Origin of the sequence: Micromonospora sp. NPDC049175 (assembly GCF_043197345.1) — a bacterium.
In the GTDB taxonomy this organism is placed as follows: Bacteria; Actinomycetota; Actinomycetes; order Mycobacteriales; family Micromonosporaceae; genus Micromonospora.
On the sequence record NZ_JBICSY010000003.1, the window covers coordinates 536,658 to 559,230 of the forward strand.

General features: G+C 72.2%; 24 protein-coding genes. 11 read left to right on the forward strand and 13 right to left on the reverse strand.

The window, feature by feature from the left end:
• Window positions 1-116 precede the first annotated feature (116 nt).
• Complete coding sequence (locus ACGFH8_RS16345) at window positions 117-2,270, reverse strand: elongation factor G-like protein EF-G2 (RefSeq protein WP_393367691.1); 2,154 nt, start codon at window positions 2,268-2,270, stop codon at window positions 117-119.
• 249 nt (window positions 2,271-2,519) lie between these two features.
• Here ACGFH8_RS16345 and pgsA point away from each other — a divergent pair, with 249 nt between their 5' ends.
• From pgsA to pdxT, 6 genes are all read left to right on the forward strand, one after another.
• Window positions 2,520-3,149: a phosphatidylinositol phosphate synthase gene (gene pgsA / locus ACGFH8_RS16350; RefSeq protein ID WP_393367692.1), complete on the forward strand. Its 630-nt coding sequence runs from the start codon at window positions 2,520-2,522 to the stop codon at window positions 3,147-3,149.
• A 46-nt stretch (window positions 3,150-3,195) separates the two neighbouring features.
• Entirely contained in the window at window positions 3,196-4,128 is a 933-nt protein-coding gene (locus ACGFH8_RS16355) for a phosphatidylinositol mannoside acyltransferase (RefSeq protein ID WP_393367694.1), read from the forward strand.
• 58 nt (window positions 4,129-4,186) lie between these two features.
• Window positions 4,187-5,347 carry a glycosyltransferase family 4 protein gene (locus ACGFH8_RS16360; RefSeq protein ID WP_393367696.1) on the forward strand — a complete coding sequence of 387 codons (1,161 nt, stop codon included), beginning with the start codon at window positions 4,187-4,189 and terminating at the stop codon, window positions 5,345-5,347.
• A gap of 84 nt (window positions 5,348-5,431) precedes the next feature.
• On the forward strand, window positions 5,432-5,935 hold the full coding sequence (locus tag ACGFH8_RS16365) for a hypothetical protein (protein WP_393367697.1): 504 nt from the start codon (window positions 5,432-5,434) through the stop codon (window positions 5,933-5,935).
• 137 nt (window positions 5,936-6,072) lie between these two features.
• Window positions 6,073-6,990: a pyridoxal 5'-phosphate synthase lyase subunit PdxS gene (gene pdxS / locus ACGFH8_RS16370; RefSeq protein ID WP_393367699.1), complete on the forward strand. Its 918-nt coding sequence runs from the start codon at window positions 6,073-6,075 to the stop codon at window positions 6,988-6,990.
• Between the two features lie 2 nt (window positions 6,991-6,992).
• On the forward strand, window positions 6,993-7,598 hold the full coding sequence (gene pdxT, locus ACGFH8_RS16375) for a pyridoxal 5'-phosphate synthase glutaminase subunit PdxT (protein ID WP_393367701.1): 606 nt from the start codon (window positions 6,993-6,995) through the stop codon (window positions 7,596-7,598).
• A gap of 16 nt (window positions 7,599-7,614) precedes the next feature.
• On the opposite strand, the gene ACGFH8_RS16380 is transcribed toward pdxT, so the two are convergent.
• Complete coding sequence (locus ACGFH8_RS16380) at window positions 7,615-8,466, reverse strand: helix-turn-helix transcriptional regulator (protein WP_393367979.1); 852 nt, start codon at window positions 8,464-8,466, stop codon at window positions 7,615-7,617.
• A gap of 104 nt (window positions 8,467-8,570) precedes the next feature.
• Here ACGFH8_RS16380 and ACGFH8_RS16385 point away from each other — a divergent pair, with 104 nt between their 5' ends.
• A complete protein-coding gene (locus tag ACGFH8_RS16385; RefSeq protein WP_393367702.1) occupies window positions 8,571-9,230 on the forward strand; it encodes an NADPH-dependent FMN reductase in 660 nt (219 codons plus the stop codon).
• A 230-nt stretch (window positions 9,231-9,460) separates the two neighbouring features.
• A complete protein-coding gene (locus ACGFH8_RS16390) occupies window positions 9,461-10,213 on the forward strand; it encodes a YebC/PmpR family DNA-binding transcriptional regulator (RefSeq protein WP_393367704.1) in 753 nt (250 codons plus the stop codon).
• 88 nt (window positions 10,214-10,301) lie between these two features.
• Here ACGFH8_RS16390 and ACGFH8_RS16395 read toward each other — a convergent pair whose 3' ends face one another.
• A complete protein-coding gene (locus ACGFH8_RS16395) occupies window positions 10,302-10,574 on the reverse strand; it encodes a hypothetical protein (protein WP_393367705.1) in 273 nt (90 codons plus the stop codon).
• A gap of 509 nt (window positions 10,575-11,083) precedes the next feature.
• On the opposite strand from ACGFH8_RS16395, the gene ACGFH8_RS16400 reads away from it, so the two are divergent.
• Both ACGFH8_RS16400 and ACGFH8_RS16405 read left to right on the forward strand, forming a co-directional pair.
• Window positions 11,084-11,860 carry a GntR family transcriptional regulator gene (locus ACGFH8_RS16400; protein WP_393367707.1) on the forward strand — a complete coding sequence of 259 codons (777 nt, stop codon included), beginning with the start codon at window positions 11,084-11,086 and terminating at the stop codon, window positions 11,858-11,860.
• 27 nt (window positions 11,861-11,887) lie between these two features.
• Entirely contained in the window at window positions 11,888-12,535 is a 648-nt protein-coding gene (locus tag ACGFH8_RS16405) for a DUF402 domain-containing protein (protein WP_393367708.1), read from the forward strand.
• Window positions 12,536-12,637: 102 nt separating this feature from the next.
• Here the strand turns inward: ACGFH8_RS16405 and ACGFH8_RS16410 are convergent, their stop codons facing one another.
• The 7 genes from ACGFH8_RS16410 to ACGFH8_RS16440 form a co-directional block, all read right to left on the reverse strand.
• Window positions 12,638-13,699 carry an ABC transporter permease gene (locus tag ACGFH8_RS16410; RefSeq protein ID WP_393367710.1) on the reverse strand — a complete coding sequence of 354 codons (1,062 nt, stop codon included), beginning with the start codon at window positions 13,697-13,699 and terminating at the stop codon, window positions 12,638-12,640.
• Complete coding sequence (locus ACGFH8_RS16415) at window positions 13,696-14,589, reverse strand: ABC transporter ATP-binding protein (protein WP_393367712.1); 894 nt, start codon at window positions 14,587-14,589, stop codon at window positions 13,696-13,698. The genes ACGFH8_RS16410 and ACGFH8_RS16415 overlap by 4 nt, the downstream gene beginning before the upstream one ends.
• An 80-nt stretch (window positions 14,590-14,669) precedes the next feature.
• Complete coding sequence (locus ACGFH8_RS16420; protein ID WP_393367714.1) at window positions 14,670-15,389, reverse strand: response regulator; 720 nt, start codon at window positions 15,387-15,389, stop codon at window positions 14,670-14,672.
• Entirely contained in the window at window positions 15,386-16,774 is a 1,389-nt protein-coding gene (locus tag ACGFH8_RS16425; protein ID WP_393367715.1) for a sensor histidine kinase, read from the reverse strand. The genes ACGFH8_RS16420 and ACGFH8_RS16425 overlap by 4 nt, the downstream gene beginning before the upstream one ends.
• A 122-nt stretch (window positions 16,775-16,896) precedes the next feature.
• On the reverse strand, window positions 16,897-17,844 hold the full coding sequence (locus ACGFH8_RS16430; protein WP_393367717.1) for a permease prefix domain 1-containing protein: 948 nt from the start codon (window positions 17,842-17,844) through the stop codon (window positions 16,897-16,899).
• Window positions 17,841-18,182 (reverse strand): PadR family transcriptional regulator, encoded by a 342-nt coding sequence (locus ACGFH8_RS16435; RefSeq protein ID WP_393367719.1) that lies wholly within the window; start codon window positions 18,180-18,182, stop codon window positions 17,841-17,843. The genes ACGFH8_RS16430 and ACGFH8_RS16435 overlap by 4 nt, the downstream gene beginning before the upstream one ends.
• Before the next feature lie 128 nt (window positions 18,183-18,310).
• On the reverse strand, window positions 18,311-18,910 hold the full coding sequence (locus ACGFH8_RS16440) for a hypothetical protein (RefSeq protein ID WP_393367720.1): 600 nt from the start codon (window positions 18,908-18,910) through the stop codon (window positions 18,311-18,313).
• A 120-nt stretch (window positions 18,911-19,030) separates the two neighbouring features.
• Here ACGFH8_RS16440 and ACGFH8_RS16445 point away from each other — a divergent pair, with 120 nt between their 5' ends.
• Window positions 19,031-20,575 carry a protein kinase gene (locus ACGFH8_RS16445; protein WP_393367722.1) on the forward strand — a complete coding sequence of 515 codons (1,545 nt, stop codon included), beginning with the start codon at window positions 19,031-19,033 and terminating at the stop codon, window positions 20,573-20,575.
• 5 nt (window positions 20,576-20,580) lie between these two features.
• Here ACGFH8_RS16445 and ACGFH8_RS16450 read toward each other — a convergent pair whose 3' ends face one another.
• The 3 genes from ACGFH8_RS16450 to ACGFH8_RS16460 all read right to left on the reverse strand — a co-directional run bounded on the left by ACGFH8_RS16450 (window position 20,581) and on the right by ACGFH8_RS16460 (window position 22,434).
• The gene (locus ACGFH8_RS16450) at window positions 20,581-21,141 is read right to left on the reverse strand and encodes a hypothetical protein (RefSeq protein ID WP_393367723.1); all 561 of its coding nucleotides are present in this window, start codon (window positions 21,139-21,141) and stop codon (window positions 20,581-20,583) included.
• Between the two features lie 37 nt (window positions 21,142-21,178).
• A complete protein-coding gene (locus tag ACGFH8_RS16455) occupies window positions 21,179-21,715 on the reverse strand; it encodes an RNA polymerase sigma factor (RefSeq protein ID WP_393367725.1) in 537 nt (178 codons plus the stop codon).
• A 98-nt stretch (window positions 21,716-21,813) separates the two neighbouring features.
• Window positions 21,814-22,434 (reverse strand): L-threonylcarbamoyladenylate synthase, encoded by a 621-nt coding sequence (locus ACGFH8_RS16460; RefSeq protein WP_393367727.1) that lies wholly within the window; start codon window positions 22,432-22,434, stop codon window positions 21,814-21,816.
• Between the last annotated feature and the right edge of the window lie 139 nt (window positions 22,435-22,573).

Sequence of the window (22,573 nt, forward strand, 5' to 3'; positions counted from 1 at the left end):
GCCCCAGATCTGGGGCAGCTCTACAGGACGCGAACATGGCAGGCCACCCGCCTCGCCCGGCCCTGTCGATCACGAGTTGTGGTGCCTCGCGAGGACCGGGCGCGGCGGGGCGAGGCTCAGGGGGTGTGTTCCTTGCGGATCTGGTCGGCCAGGTGGGCCGGCATGGGGTCGTGGCGGACGAACTGGCGGCGGAAGGTGCCGGTGCCGGCCGTCATGGAACGCAGCTCGACGGCGTAGCGCAGCAACTCGGTCGCCGGCACCTCGGCGCGGACGAGGGTGCGGCCCTCGGTGTCCGGGTCCGCTTCGGTGCCGAGCACCCGACCGCGGCGGCCGGACAGGTCGCCCAGCACGGCGCCCACCGAGCCGTCCGGCACCCGGATGGTGACCTCGTCGATCGGCTCCAGGAGCGCGGGCTGACCACGGTCGGCGGCGTCCCGCAGGGCCAGCGCACCGGCGGTCTGGAAGGCCGCGTCGGAGGAGTCGACGCTGTGGGCCTTGCCGTCGACAAGTGTCACCCGCAGGTCCACCACCGGGTGGCCGGCGACCAGGCCGCGCTCCAGTTGGGCCCGGACGCCCTTCTCCACGGACGGGATGTAGTTGTGTGGCACCGCGCCGCCGACGACCCGGTCGACGAACTCGTTGCCGCTGCCCGCGGGCAGGGGCTCGACCTCGATGTCGCAGACCGCGTACTGGCCGTGCCCGCCGGACTGCTTGACGTGCCGGCCGTGCCCGTTCGCGGGCACGGTGAGCGTCTCGCGCAGGGAAACCTTCACCGGTTCGGTGTCCAGCTCGACGCCGCCGGCGCGCAGCCGGTCGAGCACCACGTCTGCGTGCGCCTCGCCCATGCACCAGAGCACCAGCTGGTGGGTCTCCGGGTTGCGCTCCAGGCGCAGCGTGGGGTCGCCGGCGACCAGGCGGGCGAGGTTGCGGGCCAGGGCGTCCTCGTCGGCGCGGCTGCGGGCGACGACCGCCACCGGCAGCAGCGGCTCCGGCATCTCCCAGGGGGCGATCAGCAGTGGGTCGTCCTTGGCTGAGATGGTGTCGCCGGTCTCGGCGGTGCCCGACTTGGTGATCGCGCAGATGTCGCCGGCCACGCAGAGCGGCACCTCCCGCAGGGTGGCGCCCAGCGGGGTGTAGATGTGCCCGACCCGCTCGTCGGCGTCGTGGTCGGGGTGGCCGCGTTCGGTCATGCCGTGCCCGGAGATGTGCACGGTCTGGTCGGGGCGCAGCGTGCCGGAGAAGACCCGGACCAGCGAGACCCGGCCGACGTGCCGGTCGACTGTGGTCTTGACGACCTCGGCGACGAGCGGCCCGGCCGGGTCGCAGGTCAGCGGCGGGCGGGGGGAGCCGTCCACGCCGGCGACCGCCGGCAGCTCGTGCTCCAGCGGCGACGGGAACGCGGCGGTCAGCACCTCCAGCAGCACGTCCAGCCCGACACCGGTCTGGGCGCAGACCGGCACCACCGGGTAGAAGTGCCCCCGGGCGACGGCCCTCTCCAGGTCGTCGATGAGCACCTCGTCGCTGATCTCCTCACCGTCGAGGTAGCGGTCCATGAGGGTCTCGTCCTCGCTCTCGGCGATGATCCCCTCGATCAGCTCGTCGCGGGACTCGTCGATGGCCCGCTGGTGCTCCGGGTCCGGGTCGCGGACGTCGGCGGGCAGCCCGGCGGAGTAGTCGAAGACGCGACGGGTGATCAGGCCGAGCAGACCCTCGGTGGACACCCCGTCGTCGCCGAGCATCGGCAGGTAGAGGGGCATCACGTTGTCGCCGAAGAGGCGCTGGCAGAGCGCCACCGTCTCGTCGACGTCGGCGCGGGGCTGGTCCAGGCGGGAGACCGCGACGGCGCGGGGCAGGTCGACAGCCGCGCACTCCTCCCAGAGGGCGACGGTGGCCGCGTCCATGCCGCCGGCCGCGGAGACGACGAAGAGGGCGGCGTCGGCGGCCCGCAGCCCGGCGCGCAGCTCACCGACGAAGTCGGCGTACCCGGGGGTGTCCAGCAGGTTGACCTTGATGCCGTTGTGCAGCAGCGGAGCGCAGGACAGGCTGACCGACCGTTGTTGGCGGACGGCGGCGGGGTCGTGGTCGCCGACCGTCGTGCCGTCGACGACGGCGCCGGCCCGGCTGATCGTGCCGGTCGCCGCGAGCAGGGCCTCGACGAGTGTCGTCTTGCCCGCCCCGGAGTGCCCGACGAGCACCACGTTGCGAACCTGTTCGGGCTCGGTCACCACCGGCGCGCCGCCGGTGGAACCCTTCTCGTGCTTCTGCGCCATGGGGCGCACCTCCCTCAGCCGGTGGTGGGTGGCGACCGCCGCGCGACGGTAAGCGGCCCGGGGCGAGTGCGCGGCAGTATCCTCCGGTGGTCTCGTGCTCAGCGGGAACGGGACGGGTGAGCGGGTGAGCTGGCTCACCCTCCAGCTCGATCTCACACCCGTTGTCGGGTAGGCACAAGCCTCTCCCGGGCGGGTCGGAGGGGCGGCCGTATCGCCGGACCTGGGCGGACCGTTATCGTGGGGACCGCCATGGCGAAGATCTTCCAAGTGTCGGCCCGCGCGGGGATGACCCGCGTCGTCGAGCCGATTGCCCGCGCCCTGCTGCGCGCGGGCGTGACCCCCAATGCCGTCACCGTCGCGGGCACCGTTGGTGTGCTCGTCGGCGCGCTCGGCTTCGGTGCCCGCGGCCATCTGGTCGCGGGCGCGTTGATCGTGACCGTTTTCGCGCTCACCGACCTGCTCGACGGGACGATGGCCCGGATGAGCGGCGGGTCCACCAGGTTCGGGGCGTTCCTCGACTCGAGCATGGACCGGGTCGCCGACAGTGCCGTCTTCGGCGCGGTCGCGTACTGGCTGGCCACCCAGGGCGACCACTCCGGTGTAGCCGCCGCGTTGATCTGCCTGGCCGCCGGCAGTCTGGTGTCCTACGTCAAGGCGCGCGCCGAGGGGCTCGGCATGACCTGCAACGTGGGCATCGCCGAGCGCACCGAACGGCTGCTGATCGTCGGCGTCGGCGGGATCCTCACCGGCCTGGACGTGAAGCCCGCGCTGGAGATCGCGCTCTGGCTGCTCGCCGCGGTGTCGATCTTCACGGTGGGGCAGCGGATGGCGCACGTCTACCGCCAGGCCCAGCAGCTCCAGCCGAACGGCCAGGCGTGAGGGGCGGGCCGACGACCCGGCGTCGGACGACCGGCGGCCGGGCCGCGTGAACCTCACCGAGCTTGGCTACGTCGCCGGCTGGCGGGTGGTCCGCGCGCTACCCCGGCCGCTGGTGGCGGCGGCGTTCCAGGCGGGCGCGGACCGCGCGCACCGCCGCGCCGGAGGGGGTACGGCCCGACTGCGCGCGAACCTGCGCAGGGTGGTCGGCCCGGAGCTGTCCGAGGCCGAGCTGGACGATCTCGTCAAGCGAGGGCTGCGCTCGTACGCCAGGTACTGGATGGAGGCGTTCCGGCTGCCCTCCCTGAGCCGCGCGCAGATCCTGTCCGGCTTCCGGCTCGACGGCGCGGAGTTGCTCGCCGCCGACGTGGCAGCCGGCCGGGGCGCGGTGGTGGCGCTGCCGCACGCCGGCAACTACGACGCCGCGGGCGCCTGGGTGGCGGCCAACGGCTGGCCGATCACCACGGTGATGGAGCGGCTCAAGCCGGAGGGCGTGTACAAGCGTTTCGTGGCCTTCCGGGGGAGCGTGGGCATGGAGATCCTGCCCACCCACGGCGGGCCACGTCCGGCGTTCGACGTGCTGCTGGAGCGCGTTCGTGCCGGTGCCGTGGTGCCGTTGCTCGCCGACCGGGACCTCTCCGCCCGGGGGGTGGAGGTGGACTTCTTCGGCGGTAGGACCCGGATGCCCGCCGGGCCGGCGCTGCTCGCGTTGCACAGCGGTGCGCCCCTCTACGTGGCCTCGATGTGGTACGAATCGGATGCGGCGTGCGCGTCGCTCGCCGGCCCGCTGCCGGTGCCGGGGCCCGAGGCGGGGCCCCTGGACCAGCGGGTCCGGTCGCTGACCCAGCTGATCGCCGACGGTCTGGCGGCGGGTATCGCCCGGCATCCGGAAGACTGGCACATGTTGCAGCGGATGTGGCTGGACCAGCGGGGGTCGGCGGACGGCACGGCGCTGCCATCCTCGGCCGCCGGTCCGGCCTGAGGAGGTGGTGGGCACGGTGGGACGGTGTGCCGCAGTCGTGGGCGGGGGGCGCTGACGCATGCGGATCGGCATCGTGTGCCCGTACTCCTTCGATGTCCCCGGCGGGGTGCAGAACCACGTGATGGACCTGGCCGAGGCGTTGATCGCGCTCGGCCACGAGGTCAGCGTGCTCGCGCCGGCCGACGAGGATTCGCCGTTGCCGGCGTACGTGGTGTCCGCCGGTCGTGCCGTGCCGCTGCCGTACAACGGTTCGGTGGCCCGGATCGCGTTCGGCCCGGTCTCCACCGCTCGGGTCCGGCGTTGGATCATCAACGGCGACTTCGACGTGCTGCACGTGCACGAGCCGCTCACGCTGAGCCTGTCCCTGCTGGCCGTGCTCTCCGCGCGCGGCCCGGTGGTGGCGACCTTCCACACCGCGATGACCCGTTCCCGGGTGCTGGCCGCCGCGCAGGGCGTGTTGCAGATCGTGCTGGAGCGGATCACCGCCCGGATCGCGGTCAGTGCGCTGGCCCGCAAGGTGCAGGTCGAGCACATGGACGGCGGGGCGGTGGAGATCCCCAACGGGGTGGCGGTGGCGAAGTTCGCCGACGCCGAGCCGTTGCCGGGCTGGCCGGGGGAGTGCGCCCCGGGCAGCGGCGGCACCCTGGGTTTCCTGGGCCGGTTCACCGAGGCGCGCAAGGGCTTCCCGGTGTTGCGCGACGCGTTCGTGGCGTTGGCCGCCACCCGGCCCGGGCTGCGGTTGCTCGTCGCCGGCCCGGGGGACCCCGACGACCTGTACGACCAGTTCCCGGCCGACCTGCACGAGCGGATCACGTTCCTCGGGCTGGTCACCGAACCGGACAAGGCGCGGATGCTGCGCAGTGTGCACCTCTACGTGGCGCCGAACACCGGTGGCGAGTCGTTCGGCATGATCCTCACCGAGGCGTTGGCGGCGGGTACGACGGTGATCGCCAGCGACCTGGACGCGTTCCGGCGGGTGCTCGACGGTGGGCGCGCCGGCCGGCTCTTTCCCACGGGTGACCCGGTGGGGTTGCGCGACGCGGTGACCGAGCTGCTGGACGACCCCGCCGGGCGGGCCGCGTTGACCGAGTGCGGCGATCAGGTGGTGGCGAATTTCGACTGGCCGGTGGTTGCTCGACGCGTTGTGGAGGTATACGCAGCGGCGATCGAGGCAACCGACGGGCGGGTCATCGACCAGGAGTGGGTGGGGCTGGGCTGAGCCGGTGGGACGCATGGTGCGGACGACGACCGGGGTGACCGGTGGTGCCGCGCCCAATCGGAGGCGAAACGGAGCAGCACTACGATGCCGCACATGTGGTGGGTGGTGGCCGCGATCGTGGTCGTGGGGCTGGTCTCGGCGTACCTTGTCTGGACCGCCGGCCGGGTGGAGCGGCTGCAGGGCCGTGCGGAACTGGCGGCCCGGGCCCTCGACGCGCACCTGCTGCGTCGGGCCGCGGCGGCCGCCGTGTTGGCCGAGCGGCGGTTCGGCGTCGAGCTGTACGCGGCCGCCCGGATCGCCCTGGACGCCAGCCCGGACGAGCGGGAGGCGGCGGAGAACGACCTGACCCGGCAGTTGCGGGGCGTCCAGTTGGATCCGGGCGATCCGGACTGTGGGGCGGTCATCGCCGCCAGTCGTCGGCTCGCGCTGTCCCGGCAGGTGCACACCGACCTGGTCCGCGACGCCCGCTCGGCGCGTAGCCGACCGTTGGTGCGGGTGTTGCGGATGGGACGGGGTCAGGAGTGGCCGCGCTACTTCGACATCGACGACCCGACCCTCACGGTGCCGGCGGACGTCCCCGCGAGCTGACCCGGGCGGTCGCCGGGAGCCGGTGACCAGGGCCACAGGGCAGGCCACCGGGGGTCTGATTGGCTGTCGGTCCGGCGTTGACCCGCGCGTAGCATTTTCGCTGTCACCCCCAGCGCACGTCCAAGGAGCGATGACCCGTGCCCGAGAACACCGCCCCGAACACCGGTCCGGCCCCCGTCGTCGGCAGCGCGCGCGTCAAGCGCGGCATGGCCGAGATGCTCAAGGGCGGCGTGATCATGGATGTGGTCAACGCCGAGCAGGCCAAGATCGCCGAGGACGCCGGCGCGGTCGCGGTGATGGCCCTGGAGCGGGTGCCCGCCGACATCCGCGCGCAGGGCGGCGTCTCCCGGATGAGCGACCCCGACATGATCGACGGAATCATCGAGGCGGTCTCCATCCCGGTGATGGCCAAGGCCCGCATCGGCCACTTCGTGGAGGCGCGGATCCTCCAGTCGTTGGGCGTGGACTACGTCGACGAGTCCGAGGTGCTGACCCCGGCCGACTACGCGAACCACATCGACAAGTGGGCGTTCACGGTGCCCTTCGTCTGTGGCGCGACGAACCTGGGTGAGGCGCTGCGGCGGATCACCGAGGGGGCGGCCATGATCCGTTCCAAGGGTGAGGCGGGCACCGGCGACGTCTCCAACGCCACCACCCACATGCGCAGGATCCGTCAGGAGATCGCCCGGCTGTCCTCGCTGCCGGCCGACGAGCTGTACGTCGCGGCCAAGGAGTTGCAGGCCCCGTACGAGCTGGTCAAGGAGGTCGCCGAGAGCGGCAAGCTGCCGGTCGTGCTGTTCACCGCAGGCGGGATCGCCACCCCGGCCGACGCGGCGATGATGATGCAGCTCGGCGCGGAGGGCGTGTTCGTGGGCTCCGGCATCTTCAAGGCGGGTAACCCGGCGCAGCGGGCCGCCGCGATCGTCAAGGCCACCACCTTCCACGACGACCCGGACGTGCTGGCGAAGGTCTCCCGTGGTCTCGGCGAGGCCATGGTCGGCATCAACGTCGACGAGATCCCGCAGCCGCACCGCCTGGCCGAGCGCGGTTGGTAGGCATGGGCGCGCCCACCATCGGAGTCCTCGCGCTGCAGGGGGACGTCCGCGAGCACGTGGCGGCACTGGCGGCGGCCGGCGCGGACGCCCGCCCGGTCCGTCGTCCGGCGGAACTGGACGCGGTGGACGGCCTGGTCGTCCCCGGCGGCGAGTCCACCACCATCAGCAAGCTCGCCGACATCTTCGAGATGCGCGAGCCGATCGACAAGCGCATCGCCGGCGGCATGCCGGTCTACGGCTCCTGCGCGGGCATGATCATGCTGGCGACCGAGGTGCTCGACGGCCGACCCGACCAGCGTGGCTTCGCCGGCATCGACATGACCGTCCGGCGCAACGCGTTCGGCCGGCAGGTCGACTCGTTCGAGGCGCCGGTGACCATCACCGGAGTCGAGGGCGAGCCGTTCCACGCGGTGTTCATCCGCGCGCCCTGGGTGGAACGGGTCGGCGCCGGAGTCGAGGTGATCGGCACTGTGACCGACGGCCCGGCCGCCGACCGGATCGTGGCGGTGCGGCAGGGCAACCTGTTGGCCACCTCGTTCCACCCCGAGTTGACAGGCGACCTGCGCGTGCACGCGTACTTCGTGGACCTGGTGCGGGCCACCTCCTGACCGGGGGACCCGTCGCTCAGCCGGCGACCGCCCGCAGGTGCCCCGGGCGGCGTCCCGCGAGCTGGTCGAGCGCGGCCGCCGTGGCGGCGTCGGCGGGCAACTGCACCACGAGTCGCTGCGGATCGGCCTCGGCCAGCTCCAGGGTCTCGACGTCGAGGCGCAACAGCCCCACCGCCGGGTGGCGTACCGTCAGCGGGCCGCCCCGCGCGGCGGTGACCGGTCGCCGCCGCCACCTGTCGACGAACGGCGCACCCACCGTGCGGGCCAGCCGCTCGGCGAAGACGTCGCTGGCCGGATCGCCGCGGCGCAGCAGGTACAGCTCCGCGACCTGCTGGTCGGCCAGCGCCGACCACTGCGGATAGTGCTCACGGGCCCGCTCGTCGGTCAGCACGAACCAGATGAGGTTCGGTCGCGACCCGTCCAGCAGGCCGAGTGGGCGGGCGAGCACGTCGAACGGCTCGTTCCAGGCCAGCACGTCGCCGAGCCGGTTGAGCACGTACGCCGGGGTGTCGCGCAGCGCGTCGAGCATCGCGCGGACCGTTGGCCGGACGGTGCGGGAGACCGTCGGACGGTCACCCGCGCAGAGCTGTCGGGCGTGTTGGGCCGAGGCGAGCTGGCGCAGGTGGTCGCGGTCGGCGCTGTCCAGGCGCAGCGCGTCGGCGAGCGCGGCGAGGATCTCCGGCGACGGCCGGGTGTCGCGGCCCTGCTCCAACCGGGTCAGGTATTCGACGCTCACCTGCGCCACCGTCGCCAGCTCGGCCCGGCGCAGGCCGGGGGTGCGTCGGCGGGGGCCCTCGGCGAGGCCGACGTCGGCCGGCCGCCGCGCCCCGCGGCGACTGCGCAGGAACGCGCCCAGCTCTCCGTCCATCACCGACTCAGTCTGGCAGCCGGCACCGGCCGGTGGGTGGCCCTGGCAGGGCCATCCTCGCGGCGGTCTCCCCGGCCCGTCCCGTCGGCCACAGGATCGTGGTCATGACTGACGCACAGAGCACAGGACCGCTGCGGATCGGCCTGATCGTGGGCAGCACCCGTCCCGGCCGGCGGGGCGCGGCGATCGCCAGGTGGGCGATGGAGGTGGCCGAGCGGCACGAGGCGGTACGCGCCGGGGACGCCGTCTGCACGCTTGTCGACCTCGCGGAGCAGGAGTTGCCGCTGCTCGACGAGCCGGTGCCGGCGCTGTTCGGCGACTACCGGCACCCGCACACCCGGCGGTGGGCGGCGGTGGTGGACGCCTGCGACGCCTTCGTCTTCGTGACCCCGGACTACAACCGCTCGATCCCGGCCGCGCTCAAGAACGGGATCGACTACCTGTACGCGGAGTGGACCGACAAGGTGGCCGGGGTGCTGAGCTACGGCGTGCAGGGTGGCAACCGGGCAGCCGACCACCTGCGGACGATTCTGACCGAGGTACGGACGCTTGTGGTGCCGACCGGAGTGGCACTGTCGATCTTCACCGACTTCGACTTCACAGGTGCCGACCCGGGTGACCCCACCGCCGGCCGCTTCGCGCCGGGTGACGGCCGGGAGGCGGAGTTGTCCACCATGCTCGCCGAGGTCGTGACCTGGTCCCGAGCGCTGCGCCCGGTCGACCCGGCAGGGGTGGCGGTCGGCACCGCGGAGCTGGTGGGCTGATCTGACAGTGTTTTCCCCGCGTATGCCCGTTTCGGGCGGGCGTGGGGAGGTCGTCGCGCGCGGTGCATGACAGCGACCCGGGGGACGTCGGTAGGATTGCGGGGATTCGGCAGGGCCATCTGCCCGCCACGGCTTCCACCAGAGCTGACCGGCACCTCCGCGTGCGCCGGCGGGAGCGGGGCGCGAGCGGTGCGGTCGATGCAGCCGGCGGCTAGCAACGGAGGTAGAAGATGTCCGGCCACTCAAAGTGGGCGACGACCAAGCACAAGAAGGCCGTCATCGACGCCAAGCGCGGCAAGATGTTCGCCAAGCTGATCAAGAACGTCGAGGTGGCCGCGCGGATCGGCGGCGGCGACCCCACCGGCAACCCGACACTCTTCGACGCGATCCAGAAGGCGAAGAAGAGTTCGGTGCCGAACGACAACATCGACCGCGCCGTCAAGCGTGGCTCCGGCCTGGAAGCCGGCGGCGCCGACTGGCAGACGATCATGTATGAGGGGTACGGCCCGAACGGCGTGGCCATGCTCATCGAGTGCCTCACCGACAACCGCAACCGGGCGGCCACCGAGGTGCGCACCGCGCTGACCCGCAACGGCGGCTCGCTCGCCGACGCCGGCTCGGTGTCGTACATGTTCTCCCGCAAGGGCGTGGTGATCGTGCCCAAGGAGGGCACCAGCGAGGACGACGTGATGCTTGCCGTCCTCGACGCCGGCGCCGAGGAGGTCAACGACCTCGGTGAGGCGTACGAGGTGGTCTCCGAGCCGACCGACCTGATCCCGGTGCGGACCGCGCTCCAGGACGCCGGCATCGAGTACGAGTCGGCCGAGTCGTCTCTCGTCCCCAGCATGAACATCCCGCTGGACGAGGAGGGCGCCCGCAAGATCTTCAAGCTGATCGACGTCCTCGAGGACTGCGACGACGTGCAGAACGTCTACGCCAACTTCGACGTCAGCGACGACGTGATGGCGGCGGTCGACGCCTGAGGCGGTCGAGGCGAGCAAGGTACGGCTGAGCTCCGGGAAATGCAGCAGCGGGCCCCAGCCTCACACCGAGGCTGGGGCCCGCCTGTGTCTAGCCAACCTTGAGCGGTTTCCTGGCTAGAGGTTTGCGCCCGACGGGGGTTTGCCTCGGTGGTGGAGGTGGCACGTATGTCGCGTGCTCAGGCATCAGGAAAAGGGAGCGTCGGGCTATCGCGTCGCCCTTGTCGTCGAGCTGGTAGCAGTCGATCCAGCACCAACCGTCGTAGGTGATCCAGTCGAGTTTCCTGATGACTCGGACGGTGATGGGGATCATGAACTGAACGCTTGTCGCCCGGTCGAGCCGTAGGAGGTCACCGGCCTTCATCCGGCCTTCCTTGCACGCCAGATCTTCAAGGTCCTGCCTGCTTCGCTCAGCCTGGGGCAGAAGCCGACGGGCGTGCAGCTCGGGCAACGTCCGCGGTTGTGAAGGTCAACGATGAACCCTGCCATGATCACGGTGAAGGGCGGTTCGGGTCGATATTCCTCAAGCATCGTGCCGCCCGTCTCGCTGGTTGCGACGCTTGAGCACTTGCCGCCTGGTGCTGACTTCGTCCGGCTTCTCCCGTGGCGCGGGAGAAACGCACGCTACGGGCTGATAGGCGGAGCGCTCAACGACGTCGATCGGCTCATCAGGTCTCTGAAACCACTTCCAACGGCGCACGGTTCTGCCTCCCGAGAGTCCCTGGGTGGCCGGCACGGAGTGCCTACCCCTAGATCACTCTGCGTGCCGGCCACACTCGCAACGGTAAGCCTGTCTATGCAGCCTGTCTAGACAGGTACTGTTCGTGTCGTGGCAAGTGAGGGCTCAAGAAGATCGGGAGTACGGTGACGGGCGTGCCTACCCCGCACGTACCACCCCGCCGATACCGGCTGGTTGCCGACGAACTGCGCCGCCGCATCGAGGCTGGCGTGATCCCACCTGGCTCCTTGCTGCCCAGTGAATCGACCCTGATGGCTGAGTTCTCAGTCGCACGGGGAACCGTTCGTGAAGCCCTGGCGCTGCTGCGGTCCGAAGGCTTGGTTCTGACCGAAGTGGGACGTGGAACCTACGCCAGGCCGGTGATGCCTGTGCGGAGACTCGCTTCTGAGCGGTATCGCAAGGAGCTTGAGCAGGTTCGTAGTGGTGAGCTTGGTACGTCCTTCACCGCTGATCAGCAGGTCGACTGGGCTGCGTACAGCCTGGACAAGGACTTCCGCGAGGTGCCGGCTACCGAGGCGGTAGCAGAGTTGTTCGGCGTAGAGCCAGGCACGATGCTTCTCGAACGTCATCTCCGCTTCCGCACTCATGGTGCGCCGCAGCAGATGTCCGTCTCATGCCTACTGCTCGACATGGTCGCTGGCACTCCGGTTGCCGATCCTGATAACGAGCCATGGCCGGGCGGCAATACGTCGCAGCTCTACAGCCTCGGGCACACCATCACGGGCGTCCGTGAACGTCCACGATGGAGGCTGCCTTCGTCTGATGAGGCTGAAGCCCTACGCATTCCTGCCGGGGTTCACGTAGTAGTGATCACTCGACAGACGTACGTCGGTGAGCGGGTGGTCGAGGTGGCACACATTGTGAGGCGTGCCGACCTGGTCGACTTGGACTACTGGATTGATCTCAGTTAAGCGTCGCGCTGCCGAGTTGACCAGGCGGTGCCGGCGAACGTGGAGGTGGGGGAGTTGGTGGCACAGCGGTTCGCGCCGGGTGACGTGGTCGTCCGGCGTGAGATCCTGCGCGGCGAGGTGTGGTTCGGCTGTCCGACGATCTGCGTCGAGGACTCGCCCGACCTGCTCGCCCTCTACCTCCCGCCGGGGGCGGAGTTCGGCTTCCCGACGACAGGCGTCTTCCCGTGTGGCCGCCACCCGTGGGAGACCGCCGGGCACCGCTCGTGGTCGGGGCACGGCAAGCTGATGCTGCAACGCCCCGGCGAGGCGCACTCGGTCGACGTGTTCTGGACCGGCCCCGGGCGTGACTTCGCCGGCTGGTACTTCAACCTCCAGGACCCGTTCCGGCGTACGCCGATCGGGGTGGACACTCTCGACCACGAGCTGGACCTGTGGTGGGGCGCGGACGCCGACGCCTACGTCTGGAAGGACGTGGAGATCTTCGCCGAGCGCCTCGTCGAGGGGCGCTACCCGGGCATGGGGGATGCCATCCAGGCCGAGGGTGACCGGATCGCGGCGTTGCTCGACGCGGGGGAGCGCTGGTGGGACCCGGCGTGGGCGACGTGGCAGCCCGACCCGTCCTGGTCGGCGCCCCCACTGCCGGCCGGCTGGGACCAGGTGCCGCCCACCCGCTGACCAGGTCTCCCGGCCCGCTGCGACCAGGTGCCGCCGGCCCGCTGAGCCCGAAACGGGCGTCGGCGTCCGACCAGGACACCGACGCCCGCCGGGGCTGACGGCTCAGCCGATCGTCTCCCGCTCCCGCCACGCGGTCCGCAGGGAGGTCCGGCCGTTGGTGCGCAGCAGCGAGCCCTCGTACACCCGGGCGCCGGCGAGCAGGAACGCGCCGGCGGCGAGCAGCAGGATGACGAGCGAGACGACCGGCTCCCACCCGGCGGCGTCACCCGTGAACAGCCGCAGCGGCATGGCCGTGGGCGACGAGAACGGCAGGTAGGACAGCACCCGCATCGCGGTGTCGTTGTCGTTCAGGAAGATCACCGCGAAGAACGGCAGCATCACGGCGAACTGCACGGGCGTCGACACCGCCGCGATGTCCTCCTGCCGGTTGGCCAGCGCGCCGGCCGCCGCCCACATCGCCGCGAGCAGCACGAAACCGACGAGGAAGAACGGCACGAACCAGCCGATCGCCGGGGCGAGCAGGCTGAGCAGACCGCCACTGTCGCCCATCTGGAGCCCGATCACCGCCACCACCGCGATCAACGCGATCTGCGCGAACGCCAGGATGGCGCCGGCCACCACCTTTCCGGCCAGCAACGCGCGTACCGGCACGGCGGCGACCAGGATCTCCACGATCCGGGTCTGCTTCTCCTCGATGACGCTCTGCGCGATCTGCACCCCGAACGTCTGCGAGGTGATGAAGAAGACGAACGCGAAGACGAACGGCACCAGGAACGCCACCACCGGGTCCACCGCGTCCGGGTCGAGCAGCCGTACGGTGGGCTGGCTGCTCAGGGCCTTCACCACGTCGTCGGGGGCTTCCTCCATGGCCAGCACCGCCGGTCCGGCGACCACCGCGGCGTCCACGTCGTTGTCGCGGACGGCCTGCTCGGCGGCCCGGTCGTCGGCGACCACCCGGACCTCCAGGCCGGCGGCGCGCAGGGGACCGGCCGCGCTCTCGGTCACCGCCACCGTGGACGGCCCGCCGGAGAGCAGCGGCGGCAGGATGGTGCCCGCCGCCGCGATCAGTAGGAAGAAGAGTGTGCCGAACAGGAAGGTGCGGTCGCGCAGCTTGACGCGGATCTCCCGTTCGGCGACCAGCCGGGTGGCCTGGGTGATGTTCACTGGGTGACCTCTCGGAAGATCTCGGTGAGCGAGGGGCTGACCGGGCCGAAGGCGCGCACCGGACCGCGCGCGAGGGCCGCCTGCAGCACGGGCTGTTCGTCGGCGCCGGCCGGCAGGTCGAAGACCACGCGCGGGCCGTCCAGCTCGACCACTGTCACCCCGGGTTGGTCGCGTACCCAACCGGCGTCGTTCGCCACCACCAACTCGTAGCGGGGCACGGTGTACGAGTCGCGTAGCTGCTGGCGGCCGCCGGCGGCCCGGATCACCCCGTCCGCGATGATCACCAGGTCATCGCAGAGGCGTTCCACGACGTCGAGCTGGTGGCTGGAGAAGAGCACCGGCGCACCGGCCGAGGCCCGCTCCCGCAGCACGGTGACGACGGTGTCGACAGCGAGGGGGTCGAGGCCGGAGAACGGCTCGTCGAGCACCAGCACCTCGGGGTCGTGCACGAGCGCGGCCGCGATCTGCGCGCGTTGCTGGTTGCCCAGCGACAGCGTCTCCAGCAGGTCGTCGCCGCGTTCACCGAGGCCGACCCGGTCCAGCAGAGCGTCGGTGGCCCGCCGGGCGGCGGGTGCGTCCAGGCCGTGCAGCCGGCCCAGGTACGTCACCTGCTCCCGGGTCGTCATCTTCGGGTAGAGGCCCCGCTCCTCCGGCATGTAGCCGAAGCGTCGCCGGTCCTGGCGGGTCAGCGGGGCGCCACCCCAGCTCACCTCACCGGCGTCGGGGGCGAGCACACCCAGGATGATGCGCATGGCGGTGGTCTTGCCGGCGCCGTTGGCGCCCACGAAGCCGGTCATCCGGCCGGCGACCACCTCGAAGGACACATTTCTGAGCACCTGCCGGTCGCCGAAGCTGCGGTCGATGCCGTCGAGGCGAAGCGATCTGGTCACGGTCCCACGCTAGATCGAATACCCCGCCCCGCCGTCCGCCCGATGGGTGAGCGGGCGGTCCGCCGTGCGACGGATGGTGGTCACCCGCCGGGCCGGACCACCCCGTTCTCGTACGCGAACACCACCGCCTGCACCCGGTCGCGCAGGCCGAGTTTGGCCAGCACCCGACTGACGTGTGTCTTCACGGTCGCCTCGCCCAGGTGGATGGCCGCGGCGATCTCCGCGTTGCTCGACCCGGCGGCGAGCAGCACCAGCACCTCCCGTTCCCGTGGAGTCAGCCCGGCCAGCGCGGCGTCCGCCTCCGGCCCCCGGTGGGCGGTGCCCGCCGGGTCTCCGGGACGGGCGAACGTGGAGATCACCCGGCGGGTGATCTCCGGGGCGAGCAGGCCATCGCCCCTGGCCAGCACCCGGATCGCCTCGATCAGCTCCTCCGGTGTGCCGTTCTTCAACAGGAAACCGCTGGCCCCGGCCCGCAGGGCGGCGAACAGGTAGTCGTCGCGGTCGAAGGTCGTGAGGATCAGCACCGCGGGCCCACCGGGCCCGTCGGCGGTGAGCTGCCGGGTGGCCTCCAGGCCGTCCATCCCGGGCATCTCCACGTCCATGAGTACGACGTCGGGGCGGGTGGCCCGGGTCATGACGACGGCTCGTTCGCCGTCGGCGGCCTCGCCGACCACCTCGATGTCGTCCTCCACCTCCAGGATGACCCGGAAGCCGGTGCGGACGAGATGCTGGTCGTCGGCAAGTAGCACCCGGATCCTCTGACCCGGATCCGACGTCTCGTGGGTTGGGGCGGCGCTCATGCCGGGAGCTTCGCGTCGACGGCCGGCTGGCGTTCGTAGCGCGGTTCCGGCTCGTGGTGCGGTTCCGGCTCGTGGTGCGGTTCCCGCTCGTGGTGCGGTTCCCGTCGCGCGTCGCCGGGCGGGTCGGCCGTCGCCAGCGGGAAGCGGGCGCGTACCCGCCATCCGCCGCCGGCCCGCGGCCCGGCCTCCAGGTCGCCGTCGTGTGCGGCGACCCGTTCGCGCATCCCGATCAGGCCCAGCCCGACGGCGGCGACCCGGCCGCTGGCTCGTCCGTTGTCGGTCACGTCCACCTCCACCTCCCGGGCCAGGTAGCGGACCCGCACGTCCAGCAGGTCCGCACCGGCGTGCTTCAGGGTGTTCGTCACCGCCTCCTGCGTCACCCGGTACACCGCCTGGGAGACCGATTCGGGCAGCGCGACCGGGTCGCCGTACACCCCGAGGGTTGCCGTCAGGCCCGCGGCCCGAGCCCGTTCGACAAGCTCGCCGATCCGGTCGACGCCGCCGCCGGCCGGCGGCCCGGCGCCGACGGTGCCGGTGGTCCGCAGCACGCCCAGCATCCGGCGTAGCTCGTCGACGGCGGTGCGGGCGCTCTGCTCGATGGCGGTGAGCGCGGTGCGGGCCTTGCCGGGGTCGCGGTCGAACACCCGGCGGCAGGCGGACGCCTGCACTCCCATCACCGACACGTGGTGGGCGACCACGTCGTGCAGCTCCCGGGCGATCCGGACCCGTTCGCCGAGCACCGCCCGTTCCCGGGACTCGGTCTGCGACCGACGCAGGTCCTCGGCCTGGGTGCGCAGCTCGTGTTCGCGGCACGCGGCCACCCAGGCGGTCTCACCGAAGAACCACGCGAAGCCGAAGACCAGCACGTTGAGCAGGGCGCCGGTGACCATCGCGGCGAGCACGGGTGGCACCGGCCCGACCGCGTCGTCGAAGGTCCCGGGTGGAATGTGGTCGATCATCGTCGCGTAGTAGATCCCCAGCCAGGTGAACATCGTGGCGATCACGCCGATCCGCGCCCGGCGGGCCCGTCGACGGTCCTGCCCCCAGGCGCCGACGGTGTAGAGGGCGCAGAACAACGCCCAGGCGGAGCACTGGGTCTCCGGGGCCGATCGTGCCTGCGCGGCGATGAACGCCATCGAGACGATCAGCAGGATCGCCACCGGCCAGCGCCGCCGCCAGATCAGCGGCAGCGTCACCGCGACGGCCCAGAACAGTTGCTCCGCCCCGGACGGCGGCGGGCCCAGCAGGAACGCCCCGGTGCTGCGGGCCAGGGTGAGGCTGACCAGCGCCAGCGCGCTCATCCCCAGACCGATCCAGAGGTCGTGGCGGCGCTGCCGGGCGGTCGGAGCCGGACGGCGCCATTCGTCTCGCGGTGCCACGGTCATCCGGGAACGATGCCACGCCGCCCGCCACGGCCGGCGAGTGGGCGGACCGGTGCCGTCGGACCGGGCCAACGGGCGGTGGCCCGACGCGAGGTACGCGGCGGGCCACCGGTGTCGGGCGTCGGTCACGCCGTCTGACGGCGGGTCTTGATCGCGGTGTCGACCAGGTCCCAGACCACGACCGCTACCGCACCCACCGCGATGGCCAGGCCGAGGGACTCCCGGTTGTCCGCCTCGGCCAACCAGGTCAGGCGCAGGCCCAGGGCCGGGTTGAGCAGCCGGTCGGTGAGCGCCAGCCACGCCAGCGGCACCGTGAACGCCAGGTCGAGCAGGACCTTGGTGCCGAACAGGGCCCAGGTCCAGCGCCCGATCCGGTACTTGACGACCTCGAAGATCACGCTGGCGACCAGCACGACGATCAGCGCCGGCAGCCAGAACGACCACAGGTCCGGGTCGAGGATCGGAACGTTGTCGCCGTCGGTGCTGGGCACCCAGGACTGGAAGTGCTGCAGGAAGACGTACCCGATGGTCGCCACCGACATGATCACCGACGCGATGGTGTCGGCGAGCGGGATGCCCCGGCGCACCGGGGTGTCGGGCAGATCGTCGAGGTTCCACTCCGGCACGTCCACACCCGACTGGGAGCGCTCGATGAGGACGAAGACCAGGGTGAGCCAGAAGCAGATGTGCACTGTCACGTGCAGGGCGACGACGAGGCCGGGTCCGATGGCCCCGAAGCCCTTGCCCTCGGCGGCTTCGACGACGGTGACGACGGTGCCGGCGAGTGCCGGGATGAAGCTGAGCAGCAGCTTCAGCAGCCGCAGCCAGAGCAGGTAGTAGGTCGGGCCGATGAGCTGAAGCTGGCGGTCGGCGTACCGGGCGGCCAGCACGTCCGGGTTGCCCAGTTCGGTGAGCACCTCCCGCTCGGCGGTGACGGGGTCCGCGCCGCCGTCGGTGCGGCCCTCGATCATGTCGTCGATGGAGGCCCGCAGCTCGGTGGCGATCTCGTCGCGGCGCTGGGCGGGCACCGAGCGCAGGGTGGCGGCGAGGTAGCGGTTGGTCAGGGTGTTCATCGGTCCACTCCTTGGATCAGCCCGGTGATGGAGGCCTGCACGGCGGCGAGGTCGTCGAGCATCCGGCTCAGCATCGACTCGCCCTCGTCGCTGGTCCGGTAGAACTTGCGCGGTCGGCTCTCCGCGGTGTTCCACTCGCTGGTCAGCAGCCCCTGGTCCTCCAGGCGGCGCAGCAGCGGGTAGAGCGTGTTGGCGTCGACCGGGAAGCCGTGGTCGGTGAGCCGTTGCAGCAGTGCGTAGCCGTAGTTCGGTCGGCGCAGCGCGACCAGGCTGGCCACCACGACGGTGCCTCGACGCAACTCCTGTAGGTGCGTCCGTAGAACGTCCTCGCTAACCATGTGTCACACCATACTGTGTGCCACACAGTGTTGTCTAGCGAGACATCATCGTGTCGGTCGCAGACCGGTGCGCCGGGCAGCACGCGGGGCGCCCGGCGACGAACCGGACGCCCCGACGGTGACGCTGCTCAGCAGGCCGGACCCTGCCGGAAGTTCCGCTCGACGAAGCTGGCCGGACCGACCTGGAAGTAGCCCACGCCCGGCCGGATCGGGTGCCCGGTGAACAACTCCACCCGCGAGCCCACCCGCACGAGGTACGCCTCGGCGTCCCCCGCGTCGTTGCGGATCAACGAACCCCGCCGGCCGTAGATCTCCTCCAACTCGGCGAAGGACATGCCGACCGCCGCCCCGGCGGGGGACCGCGGCGGGGCGGTGGCCGTACCCACCTCCACCAGCCGGCCGTCGCGGAAGGCCAGCACGAACACGCCGGCCCAGGAACCGGTCGAGCCCGCGTGCACCACCCCGCCACAGGCAGGAGCGGTCCAGCCGATGTGCCCGTTCGCGGTGAGCGTGCTCAGGCTGGCGCCGATCCGGTACACACCGGCGCCGGCGACGCTGAGCACCTGCGGGTGGCTGTGCTCGACAGCGGCGGCGAGCGGGCCGCGCGCCGAGGCGGGTGCGGTGCCGCCGGTGCGGGGCGCTGCCGCCGCCGGGCCGGCGGCGGTCACGCCGACGAGCGTCCCGAACGCCAACGCGGCGCTGGTGAGCAGGATCGTGGGACGGTTCATGATGGCTCCTTCGGTGGTGGGTCTCCTGCCCTGTTAGTCACCGCGCCCGGGCCAACGGTTCGTCGGGTTCGCGACCGACCCGGTCTACTCTCCAGAGAAACGCCGGCCGGGGGTGACGCGGTGACGGCTCCGCAGCGGATCGGCCCGTACGCCGTCGAGCGACTGCTCGGCGTCGGCTCGTTCGCGACCGTCTGGCTGGGCTACGATCCGCTGCTCCACGGGCACGTGGCGATCAAGGTGCTGGCCGAGAACTGGAGCCACGACCTGCGGGTCCGGGAACGGTTCCTGGACGAGGCCCGGTTGCTGCGCCGGCTGGAGCACGAGCGGCTGATCCGGGTGCACGCTCTCGGTGAGTTGCCCGACGGTCGGCCGTACGCCGTCCTGGCCTGGGCCGACGGCGGGAGCCTGCGGGACCGCCTGGCCGCCGGTGAGATCCCCACGCCTGCCGCGTTGCGGCTGCTCGGCGAGATCTGCGCCGGAGTCGCCGTGCTGCACCGGCACGGCGTCGTGCACCGCGATCTCACCCCGGGAAACATCCTGTTCCGCTCCGCCGACCCCGCCGACGCCGAACGGGTGCTGATCGCCGACCTCGGCCTGGCCAAGGCGCTCGCCGCCGCCTCCGGCCTCACCGCCCGCGCCGGCACCCCCGGCTACATGGCCCCCGAACAGGACGACCCGGGCGCGGTGGTCGACACCCGCGCCGACGTGTACGGGCTCGGCCGACTCGGCATCCGGCTCCTGGGCACCGACCCGCCGAGTGCCGCCGCCGGAACCGACCGACCGCGTGTTGCGGCCAGGCCCGACCCGCCGCGTGTTGCGGCCAGGCCGGACCCGCCGCGTGTTGCGGCCGGACCCGACCCGCCGCGGCACGCTCCGGAGATGCGACTGCGGGAGGACGTGCCGCCGGCGGTCGCGGCGGTGCTCGCCCAGGCCACCGCCCACCACCCGGCCGACCGCTATCCCGACGCCGCGGCCCTGCACGCCGCGTTGGCGCGCGCGAGCGGCCCGGTGGGACGACCTGCCGCGCCGGCCCGCGCGAGCGGCCCGGTGGGACGACCTGCCGCGGTGGGTCCCGTGCGGCAGCCGCCGGCACCCCGGCCGCGGGGCCACCGCTCCTACCGGTCGCGGCTGGCCGGGGCCGCCGTAGTGGCCACCGCCGTCCTGGGCCTGGTGGCCGCCGAGCCGGGTGGCGTCGGGCCGGATCGCCCGGTCGGCGGCACGTACACGACCGGGCCGCTGACCGTGACGGTGCCGCCCGGCTGGTCCGCCGCGGGTGCGACCTGGGCCGGTCAGTACGGTGCCGACGGCGAACCGGAACCGGCGCTGGTGATGTCGCCGCAGCCCCGCCGCTGGGCCGCCGATCCCCGGCTGCCCGGCGCGTTCGTGGGCCTCTCCGCCAGCACGGCGGCCCGCGCCACACCCGCCGGGTTCCTGGCCGAGCGGACGCACGACGACTGCACGCAAGCGCCGGCCCGTGCCACCCGGCAGGCCGGCGTCGAGTGGACCGTGGTGGCGTACCGCTGCGACCGGGGTCGGCCGCAGATCGTCGAGTCGGCCGCCCTGCACCCCGGTCGACCCGCCCTGGTGTACGTGCAGATCGCCCCGCCGGCGGAGAGTGGACCCGACTTCGTGGACACCCTGCTCGCCGGCGTACGCCTGCGGTAGGCGCACTAGCGGACCACCACGGTGATGGTGTGCTCCCGGCCCTCCTGGGGGATCGTCACGGCGACGGTGCCGGGTCGCACGAAGCGGATGTCCACCACGCCCGCCTCGTACTGCTGGGAGACCAGCTCGGGGTGGTCCACGGTGACGAGGCCCGGCCCGATGCCCTGGATCCGCAGCACCGCACCGGTGGCGAAGCAGAGCGATTTCAGCAACTCGATCTCGGTCTCGGCGAGCGGCAGGTCGTAGCGGACCGCACCCTGGCAGGCGGGCGTCACGTCGGTCGGCGGGGGAGTCGTGCGGGGCGTACCCCTTGTCCTGGTCGGGATGGGCGGCGGCGGCACGGGCCGCCCGGCGCTCGACGGCGGCCGGGTGGGCGACCCGGTGCGGCCGGTTGCCACCGGCGTCGTCGGCGTCGTCGTGCCCGCCGACACCGACGCCGCTGGCGAGGACGGACCGCGGGGCTGGGCGGGCAACGGCGAGACCGCGTCGGTGCCGCAGGCGGTGACCGCCACGGTCGCCGCGACGGCGGTGACGGCGCTGGCGACGGTACGGCGCAGCGAGATCATGCGGCCCCCTCTCCGGTCGCGATCGCCGATGGCTGGCTCAGCCGCCGAGTCGTTGCCGGACCTGTCGGCGGGCCAGGTGCAGCCGGGACTTCACCGTGCCCACCGGCACGTCGAGCAGCGCCGCGATCTCGGGGTAGCTCAGCCCGAGGACGTCGCGCAGGGCCACCACCTCGGCCAGGTCGGGGCGGACGGCGTCGAAGGCGTCGAGCAGGTCGAGGCGGGTGCCCGCGACCACGCTCGTCCGTCGCGGGTCGGCCTGCTCGGGCACGGGTACGCCGCCGGCCTCGACGCGCCAGCGGCGGCGCAGCGTGCGGTACGTCGAGCGGGCCCGGTTGGCGGTCAGCCGGTGCAGCCAGGTGCGGAACGAGGAGCGCCCCTCGAACCGGGTGATGCCGTTGGCCAGCGCCAGCAGGGTGTCCTGGCAGGCCTCCTCGGCGTCCTCCCGGTTGGGCAGGAACCGGGCGCACAGCCGCAGCACCTCGGGGCGTACCGCGAGCAGCAGGGCGTCCAGCGCCGCCGGGTCGCCGTGCGCGGCGGACCGGGCCAGGGCGTCGATGTCGTCCGCGTCGGGCATGCCGGGTGTCCAATGCTCGCCGGTGCCGATCCCCGAGCGTACGACCGGTGACGCCGGTGCGCCCCCGTTCGGTCCGGCACCCGACGCGGTCCCGTGCGCTACTCGAAGCGGGACACGTCGCCGGCGCCCCGGCGCAGGATCTCCGGCTCCGGGCCGGACAGGTCGATCACCGTCGTCGGCTCCTTGCCGCAGTCGCCGGCGTCGAGCACCGCGTCGAGCTGGTGGTCGAGCCGTTCCTTGATCTCCCACCCCTGGGTCATCGGCTCGTCGTCGCCGGGCAGGACCAGGGTGCTCGACACCAGCGGCTCGCCCAGCTCGGCCAGCAGCGCCTGGGTGACTGTGTGTCGGGGTACGCGCACCCCGACGGTGCGCTTCTTCGGGTGCAGCATCCGGCGGGGCACCTCCTTGGTGGCCGGCAGGATGAAGGTGTAGCTGCCCGGGGTGGACGCCTTGACCAGGCGGAAGACCGAGTTGCTGATCTGGACGAACTGGCCGAGCTGCGCGAAGTCCCGGCAGACGAGCGTGAAGTGGTGCCGGTCGTCGAGGTGGCGGATCTGGCGGATCCGGTCCAGCCCGTCCGCGTTGCCCAGCTGGACGCCGAGCGCGTAGCAGGAGTCCGTCGGGTAGGCGACCAGCCCACCGCCGCGGATCAGGTCGGCGACCTGGCCGATGATCCGGGGCTGCGGGTTCTCCGGGTGCACGTCGTAGTACCTCGCCATGCTGATGAGCCTAGGCTCATTTGCCGTCCCGCGGAGACGCGGGCTCGGTGGACTGCCCGGCTGACGAGACGAGGGCCACGGCCGTCGGCGCGGACGGTGGAGCCGTCGAGATCACCTCGGTAGGGTAGGTCCCGGTCGG

Bases quoted from the DNA above. Each gene is read 5' to 3' on its own strand.
- ACGFH8_RS16385 (WP_393367702.1), top strand. From the start codon at position 8,571: ATGACTGACGCACAGAGCACAGGACCGCTGCGGATCGGCCTGATCGTG.
- ACGFH8_RS16430 (WP_393367717.1), bottom strand. From the start codon at position 17,844: ATGAACACCCTGACCAACCGCTACCTCGCCGCCACCCTGCGCTCGGTG.
- pdxT (WP_393367701.1), top strand. From the start codon at position 6,993: ATGGGCGCGCCCACCATCGGAGTCCTCGCGCTGCAGGGGGACGTCCGC.
- ACGFH8_RS16425 (WP_393367715.1), bottom strand. From the start codon at position 16,774: ATGACCGTGGCACCGCGAGACGAATGGCGCCGTCCGGCTCCGACCGCC.
- ACGFH8_RS16360 (WP_393367696.1), top strand. From the start codon at position 4,187: ATGCGGATCGGCATCGTGTGCCCGTACTCCTTCGATGTCCCCGGCGGG.
- pgsA (WP_393367692.1), top strand. From the start codon at position 2,520: ATGGCGAAGATCTTCCAAGTGTCGGCCCGCGCGGGGATGACCCGCGTC.
- ACGFH8_RS16455 (WP_393367725.1), bottom strand. From the start codon at position 21,715: ATGCCCGACGCGGACGACATCGACGCCCTGGCCCGGTCCGCCGCGCAC.
- ACGFH8_RS16420 (WP_393367714.1), bottom strand. From the start codon at position 15,389: ATGAGCGCCGCCCCAACCCACGAGACGTCGGATCCGGGTCAGAGGATC.
- ACGFH8_RS16460 (WP_393367727.1), bottom strand. From the start codon at position 22,434: ATGGCGAGGTACTACGACGTGCACCCGGAGAACCCGCAGCCCCGGATC.
- ACGFH8_RS16345 (WP_393367691.1), bottom strand. From the start codon at position 2,270: ATGGCGCAGAAGCACGAGAAGGGTTCCACCGGCGGCGCGCCGGTGGTG.
- ACGFH8_RS16450 (WP_393367723.1), bottom strand. From the start codon at position 21,141: ATGATCTCGCTGCGCCGTACCGTCGCCAGCGCCGTCACCGCCGTCGCG.
- ACGFH8_RS16390 (WP_393367704.1), top strand. From the start codon at position 9,461: ATGTCCGGCCACTCAAAGTGGGCGACGACCAAGCACAAGAAGGCCGTC.
- ACGFH8_RS16380 (WP_393367979.1), bottom strand. From the start codon at position 8,466: ATGGACGGAGAGCTGGGCGCGTTCCTGCGCAGTCGCCGCGGGGCGCGG.
- ACGFH8_RS16440 (WP_393367720.1), bottom strand. From the start codon at position 18,910: ATGAACCGTCCCACGATCCTGCTCACCAGCGCCGCGTTGGCGTTCGGG.
- ACGFH8_RS16435 (WP_393367719.1), bottom strand. From the start codon at position 18,182: ATGGTTAGCGAGGACGTTCTACGGACGCACCTACAGGAGTTGCGTCGA.
- ACGFH8_RS16365 (WP_393367697.1), top strand. From the start codon at position 5,432: ATGCCGCACATGTGGTGGGTGGTGGCCGCGATCGTGGTCGTGGGGCTG.
- ACGFH8_RS16395 (WP_393367705.1), bottom strand. From the start codon at position 10,574: ATGAAGGCCGGTGACCTCCTACGGCTCGACCGGGCGACAAGCGTTCAG.